The following is a 20,277-nucleotide window of genomic DNA, read 5'->3' as shown; positions in this document are numbered from 1 at the left end:
CTCCTGTAGCTGCATACCACAAGGATTCCGTCATGCTCCGACCCTGGCCCGCCTACGCCGCCGTTCCCTTCCTCGTTGCTGCATTGCTCGCCGGCTGCGGCGGCGGCGGCGGCGGCGGTGGCGGCGGCGGCGGCACCACCACCCCCAACGCCAGCCCGGCCCTGAGCTTCACCCCGGCCAGCGTCAGCGCCAGCGTGATTGCCGGCACCTCGCTGACCGTCAACGTGATGGCGGCCGTCACCCGTCCGGCCGACTTCAGCGGCGCCACCGTGTTTGCCAGCGTAACCGACAGCAACGGCGTGCTGCTGCCAACGTCCAGCGTGGTACGCGACAGCGACAGCCAGTACCATGCCGTGCTGCTGTCCTCGCCCACCCTGGCGGCCGGCAACTACAAGGGCAGTTTCAGCGTGCGCCTGTGCCGCGACAGCGGCTGCGCCAGCCAGTTCCCCGGCTCGCCGGTGGCGCTGCCGTATGATCTCACCGTGCTGCCGGCCGGCAGCACCACCTTCAGCGCCGTGCCGGCCATGCCGCTGAGCGCCACCGCCCAGAGCGGCGCGCCGGCGCCGGCCGCCGTCACCGTGGCAATCGGCGCGGTGGGCCGCAGCTGGACCGCCAGCAACGGCGGCGCCGCCTGGCTCAAGCTGAGCGCCGCCAGCGGCACCGGCGACAGCAGCCTGTCGGTCAGCTACGACGCCACCGGCCTGGCGCAGGGCAGCTACACCACCAACCTGACCATCACCTCCAACGACAACCAGAGCGTAGTGCTGCCGGTGGCGCTCACCGTGCTGCCGCCCGGGCTGGTGCTGGGCAGCAATAGCGTGACCTTCACCGCCATCAATGGCGCGGCCATCCCCAGCCAGATCGTCAGCCTCGATACCGACAATAAGATCACCACCAGCTGGAGCGCCAGCAGCAGCGCCGGCTGGCTGGGCGTCTCGCCCACCGCCGGCGCCACCCCGGCTTCCACCGTGCTGACGGTCGACCCGACCGTGGGCAAGCTGGCCAGCGGCAGCTATAACGCCAGCATCACCATCACGCCGCAGGGCTTGCCGGTGCGCACGCTACCCGTCACGCTCAACCTGAACAAGGCCACGCTGGCTGCTTCGGCCACCACCGTCACGCTGGGCGGCACCTACGGGCGCGACTTCAGTACCGGCCAGGATCTCAAGCTGAGCCTGAACACCGGCACCATCAACTGGCCGTGGCAGCTCAACGGCATGCCGAACTGGGCTACCGTCACCACCACCGGCGGCAGCGTCAACGCGGCCGGCGCCAGCGTCACCTTCAAGGCCAAGCCGGCCAATGCGCTGGCCGGTGTCACGCCCACCCTGCTGACCGCCGTGGCCAGCGTCAACGGCGACACGGTGCCGGCTTCGGTGCTGCTGTCGCTCAACAAGGACATCCACAAGCTGCTGCCGGCCGAGACCGCCGTGGCCTTTGTCAGCATGCCGGGCTGGAGCCGCCTGACCCGCACCATTACCGTCAGCGACAACTACAACAGCTTCGCCGGCATGAGCGCCAGCAGCGACGCCTCGTGGCTGGTGGTGGGCGTCAGCGCCGACAAGCTGATCCTGACCGCCGACCCGACCCAGATGCTGAACGACACCCTCAGCACCGCCACCATCACCATCACCCCGTCCGATCCGGACGCGGTGGCGCCGGAAGTGATCCGCGTGGCGCTGTGGAAAGGCGCGGCCGCGCCTTCGGCCGCCGTCAAGGCCGCCCTGCCGTACGCCAACGTGGTGACCGACCCGGCCCGTCCTTACGCCTACGTGCATAATGGCGGCGCCGTGATCGACGTCTACAACGTCTACACCGGCGCCAAGGAAACCAGCATCACCGGCTTCTCGGCCCACCTGGGCGACATGGCGGTCACGCCCAACGGCGACACCCTGTACGTGGTCGACGTCGACAACGCGCGCCTGACCGCCGTCAGCCTGAGCGCGCGCGCCATCAGCAAGCAACTGGTGCTGTCGGCGCCGGGCACGGCTGCCACACGCCTGAAAGTGATCCGTCCGAATGGCGTGGAAATGCTGCTGCTGGGCGACGGCCAGCTGTTCCTGACCTCCAGCTTTACCCGCATCGGCACCTTGCCGCTGAGCGGCGGCACCCTCTCGGCCAGCCGCGACGGCAAGCGCGTGGTGCAACAGGACGAAGGCAACGCCACCATCCAGCACACCAGCGCCAGCGTCGATTACGCCGCCCTCAACAACGGCACCCTGTTTGCCGCCAAGCTGGCGCCGGCCAGCCACGCCAGCCCGGGTACGCAAGGCGCCGACCTGTGGGTCAGCGCCGATGCCACCCGCGTCTACAGCGCCGCTGCCACGCCCAAGTCCTGCGTCATCATGAACGCCAGCGACCTCGGCATTCTTGGCTACATGACCATCGGCGACGCCGCCCCCAACAACATCGAAGTGGCCCTGGACGGCCGCATCTTCTGCGGCGGCACGGCCAAGTCCAGCAACAACGACATCTATATGTACGACAGCACCGGCGCCAAGATCCTGCAGCAGTACAAGCTGAGCACCACCGGCCGCCAGCTGCTGCCGCGCCAGATGGCGTTGTCGGGCGATGGCTGGATGGTGGTCGCCATCACCGACGACAACGTGGTCACCTTCCTGCCGATCGGTCCGTGAGCATGCAGCGCGATCCCGTGCTCGACCACATCTTCTGGCAGGCGCTGAACGGCGCCCACCGCCAGTGGTCGGACGGCACCGAACGGGCGCGCCGCTACACCCAGGGCTTCTCGCCCATCATCGCCTTTGCCGATCCGGCCCAGGCCGACTTTGACGCGCTGGCGCCGTGGTGCGCCAGCGGTGAGCACTTCTACTGCGACAGCTGGACTGGCGCCGCGCCGGCCGGCTGGCGCATCGACGCGGAAAGCACCATGTTCCGCATGGTATGGGATGGCGCCCTGCCAGCGGCCGATCCGGCGCCGGACGCCGTGCCGCTGGCCGCCGCGCACGCAGCGCAGGCGCTGACCCTGGCCAGCCTGTGCAAACCGGGACCATTCGGCATCCGCACCATCGAGCTGGGCGACTATTTCGGCTATGTTGAACAGGGCCAGCTGGTGGCCATGGCCGGCGAACGCCTGCGCGCGCCGGGGCTGTGCGAAATCAGCGGCGTCTGCGTTCATCCCGCCCATCAGGGCCGCGGACTGGCGCGCAAGCTGATCGGCAAACTGCTGCTGCGCCACGCCGCCCGCAGCGAGCGCTCCTTCCTGCACGTCATGCGCAACAATCCGGCCCACCAGCTCTACCTGGCCATGGGCTTCAAGGACTACCTGGAATCCACGGTGCGGGTCGTGGTGAAGGACTAGCACACGCAGAACTCAAGCCCAAAGCCTGATCCGCGCAAGCGTACCATTTGAGATGGACATCGCCCGTGTGCCGCTTGAAGCCACGGCCGAAAAGGTGTTACCCTAGTAGCACCTTCACGTACTTCTATCTACCATGTCGACCACTTCGCTCAAATTGCCTGATGAACTCAAGCAGCGGGCAGCTTCTGCTGCTCAGGAATTAGGGATCAGCACCCATGCTTTCATGGTCGATGCGATCCGACAGGCTGCTGATGACGTTGAACTGCGCTCACAATTCGTCGCGCAAGCACAGAGCGCGCGCGCAGAGATGCTGCAAAGCGGACAAGGCTACGAGGCGAACGACGCTCGCGCCTATCTGCGGCAGCGGATTGCCAATAAGCAGACAGTCAAGCCAGTAACCAAACCATGGCGAGAATAAGCTATTCAAATCAAGCGCTTTCCGACCTTGAACGGATCAGCGACTTTCTTTCAGCAAACGGTTTGAATCAGTTGGAAGCGCTGGACCTTATCGATGAAGCTGTCACCATGCTCGCCCGTCATCCATTGATTGGACGACAAGTCGAGTCCGGTCTACGTGAACTTGTGATTTCCCAAGGACGAACGGGCTATGTCGCCCTCTACACTTACGAAACGCAATACGACGCGATTCTGGTGCTCGCTATCCGACACCAGCGGGAAGCAGGGTTTCATGGTTAAGCAATACCGGAACCGCCCGTCAATAACCGCATAGCTCCTGCCATCGCCGTGCTTTTTCGGCGTAGGGAACAGTATAGGCTGGACTGCTTGATGGCAATTGAACCACACGATAACGCGCCGCATATTGGCCCAGCACCTTCAGACCTAGCCGGGCCGCAGTCCCACCATTAAAAGCGATTGTCGTCAGATGAGGCAGGCTGGCAAGTAATGTGAGCAGATCGTTGTCGTTACGGTCCCGGATGCGGCTGTCCAAACTGCCAGGACGGTGTGCTTCGGCTACTACGTCCCAAAGACCAATGCCATGCGCCAGCAGCGCAGCAAGGCGTGTGTCGTAGTTCAGCGATCTCAGGTCAATATTGAGGACGGCCCCGACCAGCTCCCAGAACTTGTTCTGGGGATTGCCATAATATTGCTGAATGGCCAGCGATTTCTCACCGGGCAAACTGCCCAGCACCAGTAACCGGGTGTATTCATCCACCACCGGGTCGAAACAACGCTTGCGCAAATCCTCAGTCATGGGCGTATTCTACAGGTGTAGAATCAGACCACAACAAGAACACCCAGGAGACCACCATGCCGGAAACCCGCACCATCGACACCCTGCTGGCCAAGTACAGCGAAAGCCATCTCAATCCCACCAACGAAGTGATCCACTTCGTCTGCGTGCCGGTCATCGTGTTCACCTTGCTGGGCATGCTGTGGGCGCTGCACCCGCTGGTGGCGCTGGCGTTCACGGCGGGCGCGATGTGGTACTACTTCAAGCTGTCCAAACCGTTTGCGCTGGGAATGCTGCTGATGGCAGCCGTGATGCTGTCCATCCTGGCCGCGCTGCCGCCGGCCACGGTGCTGCCGCTGTCGATCGCGATTTTCGTGCTGGCCTGGATCGGCCAGTTCATCGGCCACAAGATCGAAGGCAAGAAACCGTCCTTCTTTGACGACCTGCGCTTCCTGCTGATCGGGCCGCTGTTCGTGCTGGGCTTCCTGTACCGCCGCCTGCACTGGGCCTATTAACGGAACCAGGAATGGGCGAACAGCGCCTGCGCCGCGCCCTGCATCTCATTGTCGGCCAGCAGCAGCACCAGCGCGGTGCTCAGGGCCACATAGCCCAACAGCGTGACGACTTTGATTTGCAGCGCGGTATTCATGGCGCTCTCCCGAAATAAAAAGATGTGTGATTTCACTATACTTGGTCTTTCGGCCAGCACCGCTGAATTTACACTTCCGTTACAACTTAAACATCAATCTGTTGCGTCGCAACAAAAACTGGCTGCTAGGCAAGATACGGCGCGGCCAGCTATACTGGTTTGATGTCTTCTCCATTGCTATTCATCATCGCCTGCCTGATCTGGGGCTCGACGTTTTTTGCCATAACCCTGCAACTTGGTGAAGTGCCGCCGGCCGTGTCGGTGGTGTACCGCTTCGCGCTGGCCTCGGCCGTGCTGTTTGCCTGGTGCGCCGTCCGCGGCCACAGACTGCTGCTGCCGTGGCGCGCGCAACGCTGGCTGATCCTGCAAGGCAGCGCCACTTTTGCCGCCAGCTACATCTGCACCTACACTTCCGAGCAATACCTGGTGTCCGGGCTGGTGGCCGTGTTGTTTGCGCTAATGGTGTTCTGGAACCCGATCCTGAACCGCCTCACCTTCGGCACCGCGCTCAGCACCCGCACCTGGGCCGCTGGCGGCGTCGCCATCACCGGCGTGACCTTGCTGTTCTATCACTCCATCCATGACGCCTGGAATGAGATATCGACCGGCGGCAACGGCCACTTCCTGCTGGGCCTGGTGCTGGCGCTGTGCGCCACCATCGCCAGCTCGGTCGGCAACGTGCTGGTGATCAAGGTGCGCGAGCAATCCGACAACGTGCTGCTGACCATGGCCTGGTCCATGTTGTGGGGCAGCCTGCTGGTGGCGCTGTGGGTGGTGCTCAGCGGCCAATCGTTCGTCATGCCGTCCACCGTCAAATACCTGGGCGGCCTGCTCTACCTGTCGCTGCTGGGCTCGGTGATCGCGTTTGCCGCCTACTTCACCCTGATTCACCGCATCGGTTCCGACAAAGCGGTGTACATTGGCGTGGTGACGCCGGTGATTTCCGTGCTGCTGTCGATCCAGCTGGAGCACTACCGTCCCGGTGCGCTGGAATGGCTGGGCATGGCGTTATGCCTGTCCAGCGTGGCCTGGGTGTTGAAACCGAATTCTTCTACTACTGCAAAAACCTGATGAGTACTTCCGAACTGACCATCCGCCCGGCCACGCCGGCCGACATCCCCGCCATCTTTGGCATGATTTTCGAGCTGGCCGTGTTTGAAAAGCTGGAGCACATGGTGGTCGCCAACGAAGCCGCCCTGCACGACAGCCTGTTCTGCGACAAGCCGGTATGCGAGGCGCTGGTCGGAGAAACCGGCGGCGAGGTGGTCACCTTTGCCCTGTTCTTCCACAACTTCTCCACCTTCTTGTGCAAGAAAGGCTTGTACCTGGAAGACCTGTACGTGCAGCAGGCGCATCGCGGCAAGGGCTACGGCAAGCAGATGCTGGTGGCGCTGGCGCAGCTGGCGGTGGAGCGCGATTGCGGCCGCTTCGAGTGGTCGGTGCTGGACTGGAACGCCAACGCCATCAAATTCTACGAAGGCATGGGCGCGACGGTGATGCCGGACTGGCGCATCTGCCGCGTCACCGGCGAGGCGCTGGCGCAGCTGTCGTCGCAGGCATAAAAAAATCCCATCCGGCAGCAAGTGCCGGATGGGCAGAACCCGTTGTCAGTGGGAGGGAGATTGAATCAACGGGTTCACTATATCCCTCCGCGCCGGTCCGCGCCGCAGACCTTACAAATCATTACGGCGACTTTACATAAAGGTGATACCTGTTAGCGACTGTACGCTCCAGCAGTTCGAACAGGCCCTGTGTCAGCAATGCCAGGATTGCCGCAGGGATAGCACCGGCAAGCAGCATGTCGTTATCGTTGAGGGCCAGACCGATGGTGATGCGCTCGCCGTAGCCGCCGGCGCCGATGAAGGCGGCGATGGTGGCGGTGCCCACGCTCATCACGGCGGCGGTTTTCACGCCGGCCAGTATCACCGGCAGCGCCAGCGGCAGATCAATATGCAGCAACCGTTGCAGCGGCCGCAGGCCGAGGGCTTGCGCCGCCAGCTTCAGGCCCTTGCGCACTTGCAGCAGGCCGGTGCAGGTGTTGCGCACGATGGGCAGCAATGCGTACACCACCAGCGCCACCAGCGCCGGCGCGGTGCCGATGCTGCCCAGCAACGGGATCAACAGCGCCAGCAGCGCCAGCGACGGCACGGTCTGCAGCATCCCGGTCAGGCCCAGCACCAGTTGCCGCAAGCGCGGCAGGGCGGCGGCCAGAATGCCAAGCGGGACGCCGATCACGCAGGCAAAACCCACCGCCAGCAGGACCAGCGTCAGATGCTGCTGCGTCAGACGCCACAGATTTTCGTCGAAGACTTTCGCCATCAGCCCACGTCCCGCAGCAGCGCCCGCGCCGCCGGCGGCAAGCGGCGGTGACGCGGCCCCGGTCGCGGACTGCGGTGCCCCGGCAGCCGGCGCCGGGCCGGGCAGCGCGGCACCGACTGCGGCCCCGGTCAGCGGCGCGCCGGCAGCGGCCGTGGCCGGCTCTGAATGCACAGGATGCGCCGCCAGCCAGTCGCTGGCCACGCGCGCGAAGCTCTTGCCGTCGATTTCCGCGGCGGCATTCATCGCAATCATATCCGCCTCGCTGATGCGCCCTTCCAGCTGGCTGATGGCCTTCCACGCCGCTGGAAAACGCTGCGCCGCCTCCAGCCGGTACAACAGCACCGCATCGTAGCGCGGGAAGTAGCCGCGATCATCCTCCAGCACCCGCAAGCCATATGGCCCGATGCGCGCCTCGGTCGAATAGATATCAATGACATCCACCTGCCGCGACTTCAACGCCTCATAGGCCAGACCATGATCCAGCCCTTGCGGCCGCTGCGTCAGGCCATAGCGCGCCGCCAGCCCCTGCCAGCCATCCGCGCGCCCGATAAACTCGTGCGACAAGCCAAAGCGCAACTGCCCGCGCGAAGCCAGCTCGCTCAACTTGTGCGGCGCATCCGGCCCGCCGCGCATCGCCAGCGCATAAGTATTGTTGAAGCCGAGCGGCACCGCCACCCCCAGCCCCATGGCCGCCAGCTCCTTGCGCATCTGCGCCATCGAGGACGGCTGCTTATGCTTCAGGATCTCCAGATCAATCGTGCCGAGATACTCCGGATAGACATCGATCCGTCCCGCCTGCAAAGCAGCCAGCACGATCGCCGTATTGCCCAGCCCCTGCAGATGCTCGACCTGCGCATGCGGCGCCGCCACCTGCGCCAGCATCTCGCCCAGTATGTAAGATTCCGGAAACCGCTTTGACCCGATATGCAGTGTATCGGCCGCTACCGCCGCGCCGGCGCACATCAGCAGCACGCCGGCCAGCCATCGTCGCACTGCCATCATCAAGCACCCGCCCGCAGCATCGACGCCTTCAGCGCCTGCCCCAGCGTCTCGGCCGTCTCCGACAGATGCGCCCTGGCCTCGCGGCTGATCGGCTTCGCCATCGCATTGCGCAGCTCGCGCTGCAATTCCAGGGCATTCTCACGCTGCAGACTGCGCACGTCGGCCGGCGTATTCACCGACACGCGCAACAGCGCCGCCACCAGCCGCTTCAGATGCTCGCGCTGCAGATTGCGCCGCATGCCGTTGATATCCTTGCCCGACTTAAGCTCGCTCCACACCGCGTTCTGCACTGTCGAATACAGCTCGGCCAGACTCAAAGCCTGCTTGCGGTCCTCCAGCTTTTCCTGCGAGTCCAGCAAGCGGATCGCCACGCCATCCGACATCAACTGATCCAGCGCTGCCGCCTGCAACGACAGCACGCGCCCGCCCACCGACACATCCGGCCGCCCGCGCGAGGCGAAATGGTCCGGCCCCAGACGGCTGATCGTCGCCGGCGAAAACTGGAAGCTGTCCGCCTTGAACAAGCTGTCGGTCAGCATGCGCAGCGCCGCCCGCTGACGCGGCAAAGGCACCGGCGTAAACGTCGCCCGCCCCGTGCCCGCATGGTCGCGCAGATACGTCACACCGCCCACATACTTCACCACCACCGGCAACGTGCGCACAAACTGCTGGAAGCCGTAATCGAAACTGCGGCGCAGCACCTCGTAGCTTTCGCCCGGCTTGAGCGTGCGGTTCTGCACCCGGTCCCACAGCTCGCGCGAAATCGTCAGGCGGCGCTGGAAGTACGCCAGCGGATCGCTGCCCAGGTCATACACATTCACGTCCGGATCGAGATTGAAGCCGTTCGCATCCTGATCGGTGCCGAACGCCAGTTGCGGCTCATTTGAACGCGAGGCGATCTTTGCCAATTCCTCTTTCTCCTGCGCCGGCTCGATCGGCTTGTAGGCATACTCGATCGCCCAGTAATCGTAAGGCCCCAGCGCGGACGCCACATACTCGCCCTGCTTCTCGCCTTTCAGCGACAGATTGAACGGCGTGTAATCCATTACCGAACCGGTCAGGCTGTTCTTTCTGGTGAACTCCGGGTCCTGCAACTGCTGCAGCGAATAGATGGTCGATGCGCGGAAATTGTGGCGCAGGCCCAGCGTGTGCCCCACTTCATGCATGATGACCGACTTCACATAAGCCTGCGCCACCGCATCCGCCTCCGGCCCGCTCATATCGAGCAGGCCGCGTGCCTCCAGCACATCCATGGCAAAGCCCATCTCCTGCGCCGACTCCTGCATATAATCGCAGCGCGCCTCGGACGATGGCGGCGGCGGCAGCGGCATGCTGTCCTCGCCCACCATGCGCCGCGCGCCGCGCGCAAACACGTCCGACATGCCGATGTCGGCATCCAGAATCTCGCCGCTGCGCGGATCGACCTGGCTAGGGCCGATGGCAAAGCCCACATCGCTGCCGACAAACCAGCGGATCGACGCGTGACGCGCATCCATGGTGTCGAATTTATCGGCAGCCGTCTGCTGCCTGACCACGATCGCATCCTTGAAGCCGATGCGCTCAAACGCCGCGTTCCAGGCCAGTACGCCCTGCCGCACCGACTCGCGATACTTCTCCGGCACATTGGCGTCGATCCAGTAGACGATGGGCTGCTTCGGCTCCGACAATTCAGCGGCCGGGTCCTGCTTCTCAAGACGCCAGCGCTCCACCAGATGCACCGCCGTCGTCGGCGTCACGTCGTCCGAATAATCCTGGCTGGTGCTGACGAAATGGCCGATACGGTCATCCGCGCGGCGGCCGTGCATGGCCTGCGCCGGCAGCGGCATGAAGCTGTAGTAAAAGCCGAGGAACATGCTGCGCGGGTCCGGCAGCGTCGATGGCGGATTCGGTATCGCCGCCGGGATGGGTGGCATCACCGCTGGCGGCGCAGGAATGCGCGGCGTGAAGTAATGGGCATTAACCTGGAAACCGGTCATGTTCTCATCCGAGCGGATGGTAAGGAAGCTGCTGTTGCGCGCATCCATGGCATACGTCATGCGGAACGCTGCTTCCAGCCGCGTGGTCATAGACGGAATATCGCCAAACAGCAGCACGTTAGCTTCCACCAGAATCGACTTCGACTTCGACTGCGGATGCGGGCTGCTGGCCACCGGTGCAATCGCCAGCAGGCTGTCCGAGAACGCCTGCTGCACCGCCAGCGCCTGCGGCGTGCCGCCCTTGGCGCCGAAGTCCGTATTCTTGGCGATGATTTGCACGATGTTCCCCACGCGGTGGAACACCACCACCTGGCTCAGGCCCATCTGACTGCCGTAGATCCCGCGCTCGCCGATCCCGTTCGGCATATTCACTGACATAAACAGCGGACGGTCGAACTGGTCGGGACGCAGCTCGATCCAGACCTTTTCCTCTTTCTGGTACAGACTTAGAAAACCGGGCAAATGCGAGGCGCCGCGCACGATGTCGACAAAAGGCCGCGGCGCCGCAACTGGTGCGGCGGCGACTGGCGTGGGGCTGGCCGCAGCCGGCTGCGGCGTCGTTGGCGCAGCGGCCGGCGCCTCCGGCGCATGCGGGACGGGCGGCGTCGGCACCGGTTCTTGCGCCAGGACGTGGGCGCTCAGCGCCGCCAGCACGGCGGCGCGCACGGAGTTCAAGACAAACATGGATATCCTGCTTCGTTGTGTGGCATCCGGATAATGTAACCGAAAGCACAACACAAGGAGCGGATTTTTACATGGCCGGGGAGCGCAATTTGCCTGCGTTGACGACGCCACGGCACGGATTCAGGCCGATGGCGTAAGACAGGTCGGCCGGCCGCGCGATGCGCCACAGCGCGAAATCGGCGCGCTTGCCCACCTCCAGGCTGCCGATTTCGTCGTGCAGGCCGAGCGCACGGGCCGCATGCAGCGTGCAGCCGGCCAGCGCTTCCTGCGGCGTCAGTCGCCAAAGGGTGCAGGCCATATTCATCGCCAGCAGCAGGGACGTCAGCGGCGAGGTGCCCGGATTGCAGTCGGTGGCCACTGCCATCTTTACGCCGGCTGCGCGCAGCGCGGCCACCGGCGGCGGCGTGGTATCGCGCAGGAAGTAGTAAGCACCGGGCAGCAGCACCGCCACCGTGCCGGCAGCGGCCATCGCCGCGATACCGTCCGCGCTCAGATGCTCCAGATGATCTGCCGACAAGCCCTTGTAGCGCGCCGTCAGTGCCGCGCCGCGCTGATCGGAAAGCTGTTCCGCGTGCAGCTTGACCGGCAGGCCAGCCGCCTGCGCCGCCTTGAACACGCGTTCCGTCTGTTCATGCGAAAAACCGATGCGTTCGCAGAACGCATCCACCGCATCCACCAGCCCTTCGGCGGCCAGCGGTGCGATCATCTTGCAGACCTCATCGACGTAGTCGTCCGCGCGGCCGGCGAATTCCGGCGGCAGCGCATGCGCGCCAAGGAAGGTGGCCGCCACGCGTACCGGCAGCTCGCGTCCGATGCGGCGCGCCGCCCGCAGCATGGCGGCTTCCGATTCCAGCGTCAGCCCGTAGCCGGATTTGATTTCAATGGTGGTCACGCCTTCCGCCAGCAACGATAAAACGCGCGGCAGGCTTTGACGCAGCAACTCCTCTTCCGACGCCGCGCGCGTGGCGCGTACGGTGGACATGATGCCGCCGCCGGCGCGCGCGATATCTTCGTACGTGGCGCCGTTCAGACGCGCCTCGAATTCATCGCTGCGATTGCCGGCGTGGACGATGTGGGTGTGGCAGTCGATCAGGCCCGGCGTCAGCCAGCTGCCGCCGCCGTCGTGCACCGTTACCGCCTGCATGGCAGGCATCCCGGCCTGTGGCCCCAGCCACGCAATGCGGCCGTCTTTCACTGCGATGGCGGCGTCGCGGATCTCGCCATAGCCTCCGGCCATGGTGGCCAGATGCACATTCGTAAACAACACGTCCCACATACTTCGCTTTCTTTAATTGCGGATGATATCGGCCACCAGCACGGTGGCCTGTTGCGCTTCCATGGTCCAGTCGTCGTCGGCTTCCATCACCACCGTATCGTAGCGCACCATGGCGATGCGTTCGCGCGCGCTGCTCAGCGTCAGGCTCTCGCCGTCGGCCAGGAACAGGATGGTGGTGCCGGCGCGGCGCTTGAGCGCTTCCTTGCCGCGCACCGTGCGCAGCTCCAGACGATGACGGCACACGCCGCGCCGCGTCATGACATTGAAATCGGTGGTGTGCTGGCCGGTGACGGTGGCATGCACCGCATCTTCGCCGGCGAATTCGATCAGCGGCTCGCTGGGACTGAGCACAAAACGCTCATCGCCAAAATCCAGCAGCACGCCGTCGCCATCCACCAGCGCCAGCGAGCGGTCGATGCCGGGAAAGGCAGAGAACGGGCCGTCCTGCGCAATGGTCGCCAGGCTGACGCGCCACTCGAAATCATCAAGATGCGCGCCGGCCGGCGAGATGGCGATTTCCGTGGTGCTGCCGCCGCCGTTCTTCCACGGCGCCGAGCGCAGGTTTGCATACTGGATTAGCTGGGTCATCGGAACTCCCTCAGTTCGGCCAAGGTCTGCTTGAAGCGCGCAGCGATCGCCTGCTGCGCCACGTGCTGCTGATTGCGCACTACCCACTGGCCGCCGACCATGACGTCCTTGACCAGATTGTCGTTGCCGCTGAAGACCAGGCTGCCGAGTACCTCGTCCAGCGCCAACCCAAACATATTCGGATGCGCGTCATCCAGCACCACGATGTCCGCGCGCAGGCCGGGCGCCAATGCGCCGACCGGCCGTCCCGCCGCTTGCGCGCCGCCGCGCAGCGCGCCCTGCCACAAAAAGTCACCGACATTGCGCTGCGCGTCCGAGACCGCGATATTGCGGCGCTGATGCTGCAGGCGCTGTCCATATTCCAGCCAGCGCAGCTCCTCCACCGCGCTTTGCGACACATGGCTGTCGCTGCCGATGCCGAACACGCCGCCCTGCGACAGAAAGCGCTCCAGCGGGAACAGGCCATCGCCCAGATTCGCTTCCGTCGTCGGGCACAGGCCCGCCACCGCGCCGCTGCGGGCCATCGCGCTCACTTCATCGTCGGTCAGATGGGTGGCATGAATCAGGCACCAGCGCTGATCCACCTCCAGCTGTTCCAGCAGCCACTGCACCGGGCGGCGCCCGCTCCAGCTCAGCGATTGCTGCACTTCCGCCATCTGCTCGGCAATATGGATATGCACCGGACGCGCCTTCGGCAGCGTTCCCAGCACCTCCTGTATCTGCCCGACCGTGGCCGCGCGCAGCGAATGCGGCGCCACGCCGACTTCGGTCTGCGCATCGCGCAGCGGCTCCAGCGCTTCCACGATGCGCAACACATCCTGCGCATCGGTGCGGAACCGCTGTTGCTCTGGCTTCAACGCCATTTCGCCAAAGCCGGAATAACTATACAACACCGGCAGCATGGTCACGCCGATTCCGCTCAAACGTGCGGCGGCAATGACACGCTCGGCTGTTTCCGCCGGCCGCCCATACATGCCGCCATCCGGCGCGCGCTGCACGTAGTGGAATTCGCACATCGAGGTATAGCCATGGCGCAGGCATTCGCTGAACAACTGCGCGGCGATGGCTTCGATATGCTGCGGCGTGATGTTGCGCGCGAAGCGGTACATCAGCTCGCGCCAGGTCCAGAAGCTGTCCTTGCTGTCGCCGGCCTTCTCGGTCCTGCCGCCCAGCGCGCGCTGGAAGCTGTGCGAATGCAGGTTGATCATGCCCGGCAGCGCGTACTCAACGCGCTTCACACCGGCCGCCCCGGCCGCGCCGGTACCAATGGCCACGATGCTGCCGCCGGCGTCCCACTCGATCAGCACATCCTGAGCCCAGCCGTCGGGCAGCAGCGCGTGACGTGCAAACAGCTTGCTCATGCGCGCACCCAGTCGGCGGCGGCCTGCATCATCGCGCGCAGCGGCTGCTGCACGCGCGACGCCAGATCCTCGCGATAGCCATACGGCGCCTCTTCATCCATGTACGTCGACTGGCACATCTCCAGCTGAATCGCGTGGACGCCCTTTGCCGGCTCGCCGTAAAAGCGCGTGATATGCCCACCTTTAAACCGGCCATTGACGGCGATGGTATAGCCGCTGCCCTCCGCGCGCGCCACCACGGTGCCGGTCAGGTCCGGCGCGCAGCTCGTGCCGTTCGCCGTGCCAAAGTTCAGATCCGGCAGTTTGCCCTCGAAGAAGCGCGGCACATGCGAGGCGATCGAATGCGCATCCCACAGCACCACGCGGCCATGCAGCGCCAGCAAACGATCCAGCTCGGCACGCAGTTGATCGTGATACGGCTGCCAGTAGGTCCGCAAGCGCCGCCGCACCTCCGCCTCGTCCGGCGCACGGCCTGGCAAGTACAGCGGCTCACGATGAAAGGTATCGACCGGGCACAAACCCGTCGTATCCTGTCCCGGATACAGATTGGTATTCTCCGGCGGCCGGTTTAAATCGATCACATAGCGCGACCAGCGCGCCGACAACACCGACGCGCCCATCTCGCTCAAAAACGCGTACAACCGCACCAGATGCCAGTCCGTATCCTGCTTGTCGACAGCGGCCGGCGTCATCGCCGCCAGCACATCGCCGGGAATATCGGTGCCCACGTGCGGCATGGACACCAGCAAGGGAATGCTGCCTGCTTTGAACTGATAGTCCATGCCCGACCTCCTTACGGATGCAGCGCCGTGAACAGCTCTTTGCACGATGCGCTCAACTCGCCGCGCAGCACCATGCCCTTGGCCGCCTCGATATCCGGCGCGAAGAAGCGGTCCACCTCATAGAACGGCACCTTCTGGCGCAATTGCTCATGCACATGCTCCAGATGCGGCGACGTCGTCAGCGGACGATGGAAATCAATCCCCTGCGCCGCCGCCAGCAGCTCGATGCCAACGATCGCCGCCGTATTCTGCGCCATATCTTCCAGGCGGCGCGCCGCGTAGGTCGCCATGCTGACGTGGTCTTCCTGATTGGCCGAAGTCGGAATCGTGTCCACGCTGCCCGGATGCGCAATCGACTTGTTCTCGGACGCCAGCGCGGCAGCGGTAACGTGCGCAATCATGAAGCCCGAGTTCACGCCCGGATCACGCACCAGGAACGGCGGCAGGCCGGACAAGGTGGCGTCGATCAGCAGCGAAATGCGGCGCTCGGAAATCGAGCCGATTTCGGCGATCGCCAGCGCCAGCGTATCAGCGGCAAACGCCACCGGCTCGGCGTGGAAGTTGCCGCCCGAGACCACCACCGACAGTTCGCCATCCTTGAACAGCAGCGGATTGTCGGTCACCGCGTTCGCTTCGATCAGCAGCGTGCGCGCGGCGTTGTTGATGATGTCCCAGCAGGCGCCCATGACTTGCGGCTGGCAGCGCAGGCAGTACGGGTCCTGCACGCGCTCATCGCCCACCAGGTGCGAAGCGCGGATCGCGCTGTCGGACACCAGCTGACGATAAATCGACGCCGCCGCGATCTGCCCTGGCTGGCCACGCACCTCATGCACGCGCGCGTCGAACGGCGAGTCCGAACCCTTGGCCGCATCCAGCGACAACGCGCCGGCCACCATGCCCGCTTCCAGCAGACGCTCGGCCATGAACAGGCCATGCAGCGCCAGCGCGGTCGACACCTGGGTGCCGTTGATCAGCGCCAGGCCTTCCTTCGCGGCCAGCACCACCGGCGCGATGCCGGCGGCTTTCAGCGCGGCGGCGGCGTCCTGCAGCTCGCCGTTCACACGTACCTGGCCCACGCCCATGATCGCCAGCGTCATATGCGACAGCGGCGCCAGATCGCCCGACGCGCCGACCGAGCCCTTGGCCGGAATCGCCGGCATGATGCCGGCGTTGTAGATCGCGATCAGCGTATTGATGATCAGCGGACGCACGCCCGAGTAGCCGCGCGCCAGGCTGCCGATCTTCATCAGCATGATCAGGCGGCACACCGCATCCGACATCAGCTCCCCCGTACCCACCGAGTGCGACAGGATCAGGTTGCGCTGCAGCTGTTCCAGCTTGTCGTCCGGGATGCGGGTCTTGGCCAGCAGGCCGAAGCCGGTGTTGATGCCGTAGGCAGCATCGCCTTTGGCGACGATCGCCTGCACAGCGGCGGCCGAGGCTTCAATCACAGGATAGGCTTCCGGCGCCAGCGACAGCGGCGCGGCGGCGCCCCACACGCTGCGCAGTTCGGACAGCGTCATGGCGCCGGGTTTCAGAATCAGACTCATATTCACACTCATTTAATCATTGGTAAGTTCAGGCCATTGCGCTTGGCGCAGGCGACCGCAGTTTCATAGCCCGCATCGGCGTGACGCATCACGCCGGAGCCGCTGTCGTTGACCAGCACGCGCGCCAGGCGCTTGGCGGCGGCATCGGTGCCATCGGCCACGATCACCACGCCCGAGTGCTGCGAATAGCCCATGCCGACGCCGCCGCCATGGTGCAGCGACACCCAGGTCGCGCCGCCGGCGGTGTTCAGCAGTGCGTTCAGCAACGGCCAGTCGGACACCGCATCGGTGCCGTCCTTCATTGCCTCGGTCTCGCGATTCGGGCTGGCCACCGAGCCAGTGTCCAGATGGTCGCGGCCAATCACGATCGGCGCTTTCAGTTCACCGTTGCGCACCATCTCATTGAACGCCAGGCCGGCGATGTGACGCTCGCCCAGACCCAGCCAGCAGATACGCGCCGGCAAGCCCTGGAAGGCGATGCGCTCGCGCGCCATGTCCAGCCAGCGGTGCACCTGCGCGTGATGCGGGAACAGCTCCTTGATCTTGGCGTCGGTCTTGTAGATATCTTCCGGATCGCCGGACAGCGCCACCCAGCGGAACGGGCCGCGGCCCTCACAGAACTGCGGGCGGATGTAAGCCGGCACAAAGCCAGGGAAATCAAACGCATTCTTCACGCCATGGTCGAACGCCACCTGGCGGATGTTATTGCCATAGTCGACCACCCTGGCGCCCAGCGTCTGGAAGTCCAGCATCGCCTGCACGTGCACCGCGCACGATGCGGTGGCCGCGGCCTTCAATTCCGGATGGCGCGCCGCATCCTGCTGCGCCGCCTTCCATTGCTCGACGGTCCAGCCCTGCGGCAGGTAGCCGTTGATCAGGTCATGCGCCGAAGTCTGGTCAGTCACCACGTCCGGCACGATGCCGCCGGCCTTGGCGCGGCGCACCAGCTCCGGCAGCACATCGGCCGCATTGCCCAGCAGGCCGATCGAAATCGCATCGCCGTTGGCCTTGTGCTGCTTGATCATCTCCAGCGCCTCATCGACGGACCCGGCCTGCTTGTCGAGGTAACGGGTGCGCAGGCGGAAATCGATGCTGCTCTGCTGGCACTCGATGGTCAGCGACACCGCGCCGGCCATGGTCGCGGCCAGCGGCTGCGCGCCGCCCATGCCGCCCAGGCCTGCGGTCAGCACCCAGCGGCCTTTCAGGTCGCCGCCGAAATGCTGGCGACCCGCTTCCGCAAAGGTCTCAAACGTGCCCTGCACGATGCCCTGCGTGCCGATATAAATCCACGAACCGGCCGTCATCTGGCCGTACATGAACAAGCCCTTGCGGTCCAGTTCATTGAAATGCTCCCAGTTGGCCCACTTCGGCACCAGATTGGAATTGGCGATCAGCACGCGCGGCGCATCCTCGTGGGTCTGGAACACGCCCACCGGTTTGCCCGACTGGATCAGCAAGGTCTGATTGTCTTCCAGCTCGCGCAGCGATGCCAGGATCTGGTCATAGCACTCCCAGTTGCGGGCCGCGCGGCCAATGCCGCCGTAGACCACCAGATGCTTCGGATTTTCCGCCACTTCCTGGTCCAGATTATTCTGGATCATGCGGTAAGCCGCCTCCGCCCCCCAGCTCTTGCAGGTGCGCTCAGGACCGCGCGGCGCGCGGATCTCGCGGCTGGCGTCGTAACGTGGATCGCTGTCTAATTGGATGGTCATAGGGGCTCCTGCCGCGAGGTTGTGAATATCCTCGCAGCATAAGTTGTATATACAACCAAGTCAACAGGTTTTTTCTATCGGCTTATTTCCTGCTATAGACCCGCTTTCCGCCCATCCAGGTCTGCAGCACGGTGGTTTTACCCAGCTGTTCCGGCGCGATTTTGAAGATGTCGCGGTCGACCACGATAAAGTCGGCCCACTTGCCCGGCTCCAGCGAACCGATCACGTTTTCCTGATGCGCCGCATAGGCCGCGTCCAGCGTGAAGCAGCGGAATGCCTCGTTCAGCGTCATGGCCTGGTTCTTGTACCAGCCGCCCGCCGGCACGCCGGCATTGTTCTGGCGCGTGACCGCCGCGTGCAGCCCTTCGAACGGGTTTGGCGACTCGATCGGGAAGTCCGAGCCGCAGGCGATCTTCGAGCCCTGATCGAGGAAGCTGCGCCACGCATACGCGCCCTTGATGCGCTCATGGCCCACGCGCTGCTCGGCCATATTCTGGTCCGAGGTGGCGTGGGTCGGCTGCATGGACGGGATGAGGCCGAGCTGCTTGAAGCGCGGGATATCTTCCAGCGCCACCACCTGCGCATGCTCCACGCGATGGCGCAGCGCGACGTTCTTGTACTGCGGGATCAGCTGCGCGTAGGCGTCCAGGATCTGGCGGTTGCCGGCGTCGCCTATCGCGTGGATATTGACCTGGTAGCCGGCCTTCATGGCCTTGTTCATCTTGGCCCGCATCTCGGCGTCCGGGTAGAACAGCAGCCCTTTGGTGGATGGCATGTCGGTGTAAGGCGCCAGCAAGGCCGCGCCGCGGCTGCCCAGCGCACCGTCCGAATACAGCTTGACCGCCGCCAGGGCATACACGTCATTGGCGTAGGACTTGAGCGGGCCATCCTTGGACAATTCATCAAAATCGCCGGCCGTGTCCCCGATCATGGCGTAGACGCGGGTGGTCAGCTTGCCGTGGTCGGCGTAGTCGCGGTAGATATCGTCCTGCACCACCTTGATGCCGGCATCGTGCACGCTGGTCAGGCCGACCTTGGCCAACTGGCTCAGGGCCACGTCCAGCGTGGCGCGCGCCTCGGCCGGCGTCGGCAGCGGCACCACCTTGTTGACCAGCTCCATGGCCGCATCGACCAGCACCCCGGTCGGCTTGCCGCTGGCGTCGCGCTCGATCTTGCCGCCGGCCGGATCACGCGTATTCCGGTCGATGCCGGCCATTTCCAGCGCCTTGGTATTCACCCAGACCGCGTGGCCGTCCACGCGGTGCAGCAGCACCGGACGGTCGTTGACCACCGCATCCAGCTCGGCGGCGGTCGGGAAACGGCCCAGCTTCCAGATCTCCTGATTCCAGCCAAAGCCGATAATCCAGGCCTTCTTCGGGTGCGAGCGGGCGAAATCGGCCACCGCCCGCACTGCCGCGTTCAGCGAGCCTGGGCTGTACAGCTCCACGCCGGACGCGATTTCGCCCAGTTCAAACACGTGGCCATGGGCGTCGATCAGGCCTGGCAGCACGGTTTTGCCCTGCACATCGATGTGCTCCGCCTTCGGCAGCGCGGCCGCCGTTTCAGCCTCGCTGCCCACCGCCACGATGCGGCCCAGGTCATCGAAAGCCAGCGAGGTGAAACGCTGTAGCTGGCCGGCGGCGTTCAGGGTGTAGCCATTGGCGCGGTCGATGATGGTGTCGGCATGGGCCGGCAAAGCCAGGGCGGCAGCGATTAAAAGGGTGGTGCGCATCGAAATCTCCATTCAGCAGCAAGATTCAGAGTGTAGCGAAGTTTGCGTTTTGGTCAACCGAACCGTGCACAACTGGGCGGGGCCAGTGGCGGGACGGGTACAATGCTGGCTTCCCGTATTCTTTAGCGTGAATAG

Annotated in this window: 18 protein-coding genes; 7 read left to right on the top strand and 11 right to left on the bottom strand. The window is 64.6% G+C overall.

Annotated features, from left to right (window positions below):
* Window positions 1–32: 32 nt before the first annotated feature.
* The 4 genes from ABDW57_RS02180 (at window position 33) to ABDW57_RS02165 (ending at window position 4,015) form a co-directional block, all read left to right on the top strand.
* Entirely contained in the window at window positions 33–2,636 is a 2,604-nt protein-coding gene (locus ABDW57_RS02180) for a quinoprotein amine dehydrogenase (protein WP_343728566.1), read from the top strand.
* A 2-nt stretch (window positions 2,637–2,638) separates the two neighbouring features.
* Window positions 2,639–3,319 (top strand): GNAT family N-acetyltransferase, encoded by a 681-nt coding sequence (locus ABDW57_RS02175; RefSeq protein WP_343728565.1) that lies wholly within the window; start codon window positions 2,639–2,641, stop codon window positions 3,317–3,319.
* 133 nt (window positions 3,320–3,452) lie between these two features.
* Window positions 3,453–3,737 (top strand): CopG family transcriptional regulator, encoded by a 285-nt coding sequence (locus ABDW57_RS02170; RefSeq protein ID WP_343728564.1) that lies wholly within the window; start codon window positions 3,453–3,455, stop codon window positions 3,735–3,737.
* The gene (locus tag ABDW57_RS02165; RefSeq protein WP_343728563.1) at window positions 3,725–4,015 is read left to right on the top strand and encodes a type II toxin-antitoxin system RelE/ParE family toxin; all 291 of its coding nucleotides are present in this window, start codon (window positions 3,725–3,727) and stop codon (window positions 4,013–4,015) included. The genes ABDW57_RS02170 and ABDW57_RS02165 overlap by 13 nt, the downstream gene beginning before the upstream one ends.
* A gap of 19 nt (window positions 4,016–4,034) precedes the next feature.
* Here the strand turns inward: ABDW57_RS02165 and ABDW57_RS02160 are convergent, their stop codons facing one another.
* Window positions 4,035–4,532, bottom strand: coding sequence for a DNA-deoxyinosine glycosylase (locus ABDW57_RS02160; RefSeq protein ID WP_343728562.1), 498 nt, complete (start codon window positions 4,530–4,532; stop codon window positions 4,035–4,037).
* A gap of 56 nt (window positions 4,533–4,588) precedes the next feature.
* Here ABDW57_RS02160 and ABDW57_RS02155 point away from each other — a divergent pair, with 56 nt between their 5' ends.
* A complete protein-coding gene (locus ABDW57_RS02155) occupies window positions 4,589–5,026 on the top strand; it encodes an Mpo1-like protein (RefSeq protein ID WP_343728561.1) in 438 nt (145 codons plus the stop codon).
* On the opposite strand, the gene ABDW57_RS02150 is transcribed toward ABDW57_RS02155, so the two are convergent.
* Entirely contained in the window at window positions 5,023–5,160 is a 138-nt protein-coding gene (locus tag ABDW57_RS02150) for a hypothetical protein (protein WP_343728560.1), read from the bottom strand. The genes ABDW57_RS02155 and ABDW57_RS02150 overlap by 4 nt on opposite strands.
* 162 nt (window positions 5,161–5,322) lie before the next feature.
* On the opposite strand from ABDW57_RS02150, the gene ABDW57_RS02145 reads away from it, so the two are divergent.
* Window positions 5,323–6,231: an EamA family transporter gene (locus tag ABDW57_RS02145; protein WP_343728559.1), complete on the top strand. Its 909-nt coding sequence runs from the start codon at window positions 5,323–5,325 to the stop codon at window positions 6,229–6,231.
* Window positions 6,231–6,722, top strand: coding sequence for a GNAT family N-acetyltransferase (locus ABDW57_RS02140; RefSeq protein ID WP_176645652.1), 492 nt, complete (start codon window positions 6,231–6,233; stop codon window positions 6,720–6,722). The genes ABDW57_RS02145 and ABDW57_RS02140 overlap by 1 nt, the downstream gene beginning before the upstream one ends.
* 121 nt (window positions 6,723–6,843) lie before the next feature.
* Here ABDW57_RS02140 and ABDW57_RS02135 read toward each other — a convergent pair whose 3' ends face one another.
* The 9 genes from ABDW57_RS02135 to ABDW57_RS02095 all read right to left on the bottom strand — a co-directional run bounded on the left by ABDW57_RS02135 (window position 6,844) and on the right by ABDW57_RS02095 (window position 20,154).
* Window positions 6,844–8,442: a glycine betaine ABC transporter substrate-binding protein gene (locus ABDW57_RS02135; RefSeq protein WP_343729102.1), complete on the bottom strand. Its 1,599-nt coding sequence runs from the start codon at window positions 8,440–8,442 to the stop codon at window positions 6,844–6,846.
* 38 nt (window positions 8,443–8,480) lie between these two features.
* Window positions 8,481–11,141, bottom strand: a complete 2,661-nt coding sequence (locus tag ABDW57_RS02130; protein ID WP_343728558.1) for a zinc-dependent metalloprotease — start codon at window positions 11,139–11,141, stop codon at window positions 8,481–8,483.
* A 67-nt stretch (window positions 11,142–11,208) separates the two neighbouring features.
* A complete protein-coding gene (gene hutI / locus ABDW57_RS02125) occupies window positions 11,209–12,417 on the bottom strand; it encodes an imidazolonepropionase (protein WP_343728557.1) in 1,209 nt (402 codons plus the stop codon).
* A 12-nt stretch (window positions 12,418–12,429) separates the two neighbouring features.
* Complete coding sequence (locus ABDW57_RS02120) at window positions 12,430–13,005, bottom strand: HutD family protein (protein WP_343728556.1); 576 nt, start codon at window positions 13,003–13,005, stop codon at window positions 12,430–12,432.
* Entirely contained in the window at window positions 13,002–14,366 is a 1,365-nt protein-coding gene (locus tag ABDW57_RS02115) for a formimidoylglutamate deiminase (RefSeq protein ID WP_343728555.1), read from the bottom strand. The genes ABDW57_RS02120 and ABDW57_RS02115 overlap by 4 nt, the downstream gene beginning before the upstream one ends.
* Window positions 14,363–15,148, bottom strand: coding sequence for an N-formylglutamate deformylase (hutG, locus tag ABDW57_RS02110; protein WP_343728554.1), 786 nt, complete (start codon window positions 15,146–15,148; stop codon window positions 14,363–14,365). The genes ABDW57_RS02115 and hutG overlap by 4 nt, the downstream gene beginning before the upstream one ends.
* 11 nt (window positions 15,149–15,159) lie before the next feature.
* Window positions 15,160–16,710: a histidine ammonia-lyase gene (gene hutH, locus ABDW57_RS02105; protein ID WP_343728553.1), complete on the bottom strand. Its 1,551-nt coding sequence runs from the start codon at window positions 16,708–16,710 to the stop codon at window positions 15,160–15,162.
* Window positions 16,707–18,410, bottom strand: coding sequence for a urocanate hydratase (gene hutU / locus ABDW57_RS02100; RefSeq protein WP_343728552.1), 1,704 nt, complete (start codon window positions 18,408–18,410; stop codon window positions 16,707–16,709). The genes hutH and hutU overlap by 4 nt, the downstream gene beginning before the upstream one ends.
* A gap of 82 nt (window positions 18,411–18,492) precedes the next feature.
* A complete protein-coding gene (locus ABDW57_RS02095) occupies window positions 18,493–20,154 on the bottom strand; it encodes an amidohydrolase (RefSeq protein ID WP_343728551.1) in 1,662 nt (553 codons plus the stop codon).
* Between the last annotated feature and the right edge of the window lie 123 nt (window positions 20,155–20,277).

It is taken from the genome of Duganella sp. (assembly GCF_039595735.1).
In the GTDB taxonomy this organism is placed as follows: Bacteria; Pseudomonadota; Gammaproteobacteria; order Burkholderiales; family Burkholderiaceae_D; genus Rugamonas.
Note: the sequence above shows the minus strand (reverse complement) of the source record. Positions and strands in the feature narration are given on the sequence as shown.

Excerpts from the sequence above, each read along its gene's own strand:
- ABDW57_RS02180 (WP_343728566.1), top strand. The coding sequence starts at position 33 with ATGCTCCGACCCTGGCCCGCCTACGCCGCCGTTCCCTTCCTCGTTGCT.
- ABDW57_RS02175 (WP_343728565.1), top strand. The coding sequence starts at position 2,639 with ATGCAGCGCGATCCCGTGCTCGACCACATCTTCTGGCAGGCGCTGAAC.
- ABDW57_RS02170 (WP_343728564.1), top strand. The coding sequence starts at position 3,453 with ATGTCGACCACTTCGCTCAAATTGCCTGATGAACTCAAGCAGCGGGCA.
- ABDW57_RS02165 (WP_343728563.1), top strand. The coding sequence starts at position 3,725 with ATGGCGAGAATAAGCTATTCAAATCAAGCGCTTTCCGACCTTGAACGG.
- ABDW57_RS02160 (WP_343728562.1), bottom strand. The coding sequence starts at position 4,532 with ATGACTGAGGATTTGCGCAAGCGTTGTTTCGACCCGGTGGTGGATGAA.
- ABDW57_RS02155 (WP_343728561.1), top strand. The coding sequence starts at position 4,589 with ATGCCGGAAACCCGCACCATCGACACCCTGCTGGCCAAGTACAGCGAA.
- ABDW57_RS02150 (WP_343728560.1), bottom strand. The coding sequence starts at position 5,160 with ATGAATACCGCGCTGCAAATCAAAGTCGTCACGCTGTTGGGCTATGTG.
- ABDW57_RS02145 (WP_343728559.1), top strand. The coding sequence starts at position 5,323 with ATGTCTTCTCCATTGCTATTCATCATCGCCTGCCTGATCTGGGGCTCG.
- ABDW57_RS02140 (WP_176645652.1), top strand. The coding sequence starts at position 6,231 with ATGAGTACTTCCGAACTGACCATCCGCCCGGCCACGCCGGCCGACATC.
- ABDW57_RS02135 (WP_343729102.1), bottom strand. The coding sequence starts at position 8,442 with ATGTGCGCCGGCGCGGCGGTAGCGGCCGATACACTGCATATCGGGTCA.
- ABDW57_RS02130 (WP_343728558.1), bottom strand. The coding sequence starts at position 11,141 with ATGTTTGTCTTGAACTCCGTGCGCGCCGCCGTGCTGGCGGCGCTGAGC.
- hutI (WP_343728557.1), bottom strand. The coding sequence starts at position 12,417 with ATGTGGGACGTGTTGTTTACGAATGTGCATCTGGCCACCATGGCCGGA.
- ABDW57_RS02120 (WP_343728556.1), bottom strand. The coding sequence starts at position 13,005 with ATGACCCAGCTAATCCAGTATGCAAACCTGCGCTCGGCGCCGTGGAAG.
- ABDW57_RS02115 (WP_343728555.1), bottom strand. The coding sequence starts at position 14,366 with ATGAGCAAGCTGTTTGCACGTCACGCGCTGCTGCCCGACGGCTGGGCT.
- hutG (WP_343728554.1), bottom strand. The coding sequence starts at position 15,148 with ATGGACTATCAGTTCAAAGCAGGCAGCATTCCCTTGCTGGTGTCCATG.
- hutH (WP_343728553.1), bottom strand. The coding sequence starts at position 16,710 with ATGAGTGTGAATATGAGTCTGATTCTGAAACCCGGCGCCATGACGCTG.
- hutU (WP_343728552.1), bottom strand. The coding sequence starts at position 18,410 with ATGACCATCCAATTAGACAGCGATCCACGTTACGACGCCAGCCGCGAG.
- ABDW57_RS02095 (WP_343728551.1), bottom strand. The coding sequence starts at position 20,154 with ATGGAGATTTCGATGCGCACCACCCTTTTAATCGCTGCCGCCCTGGCT.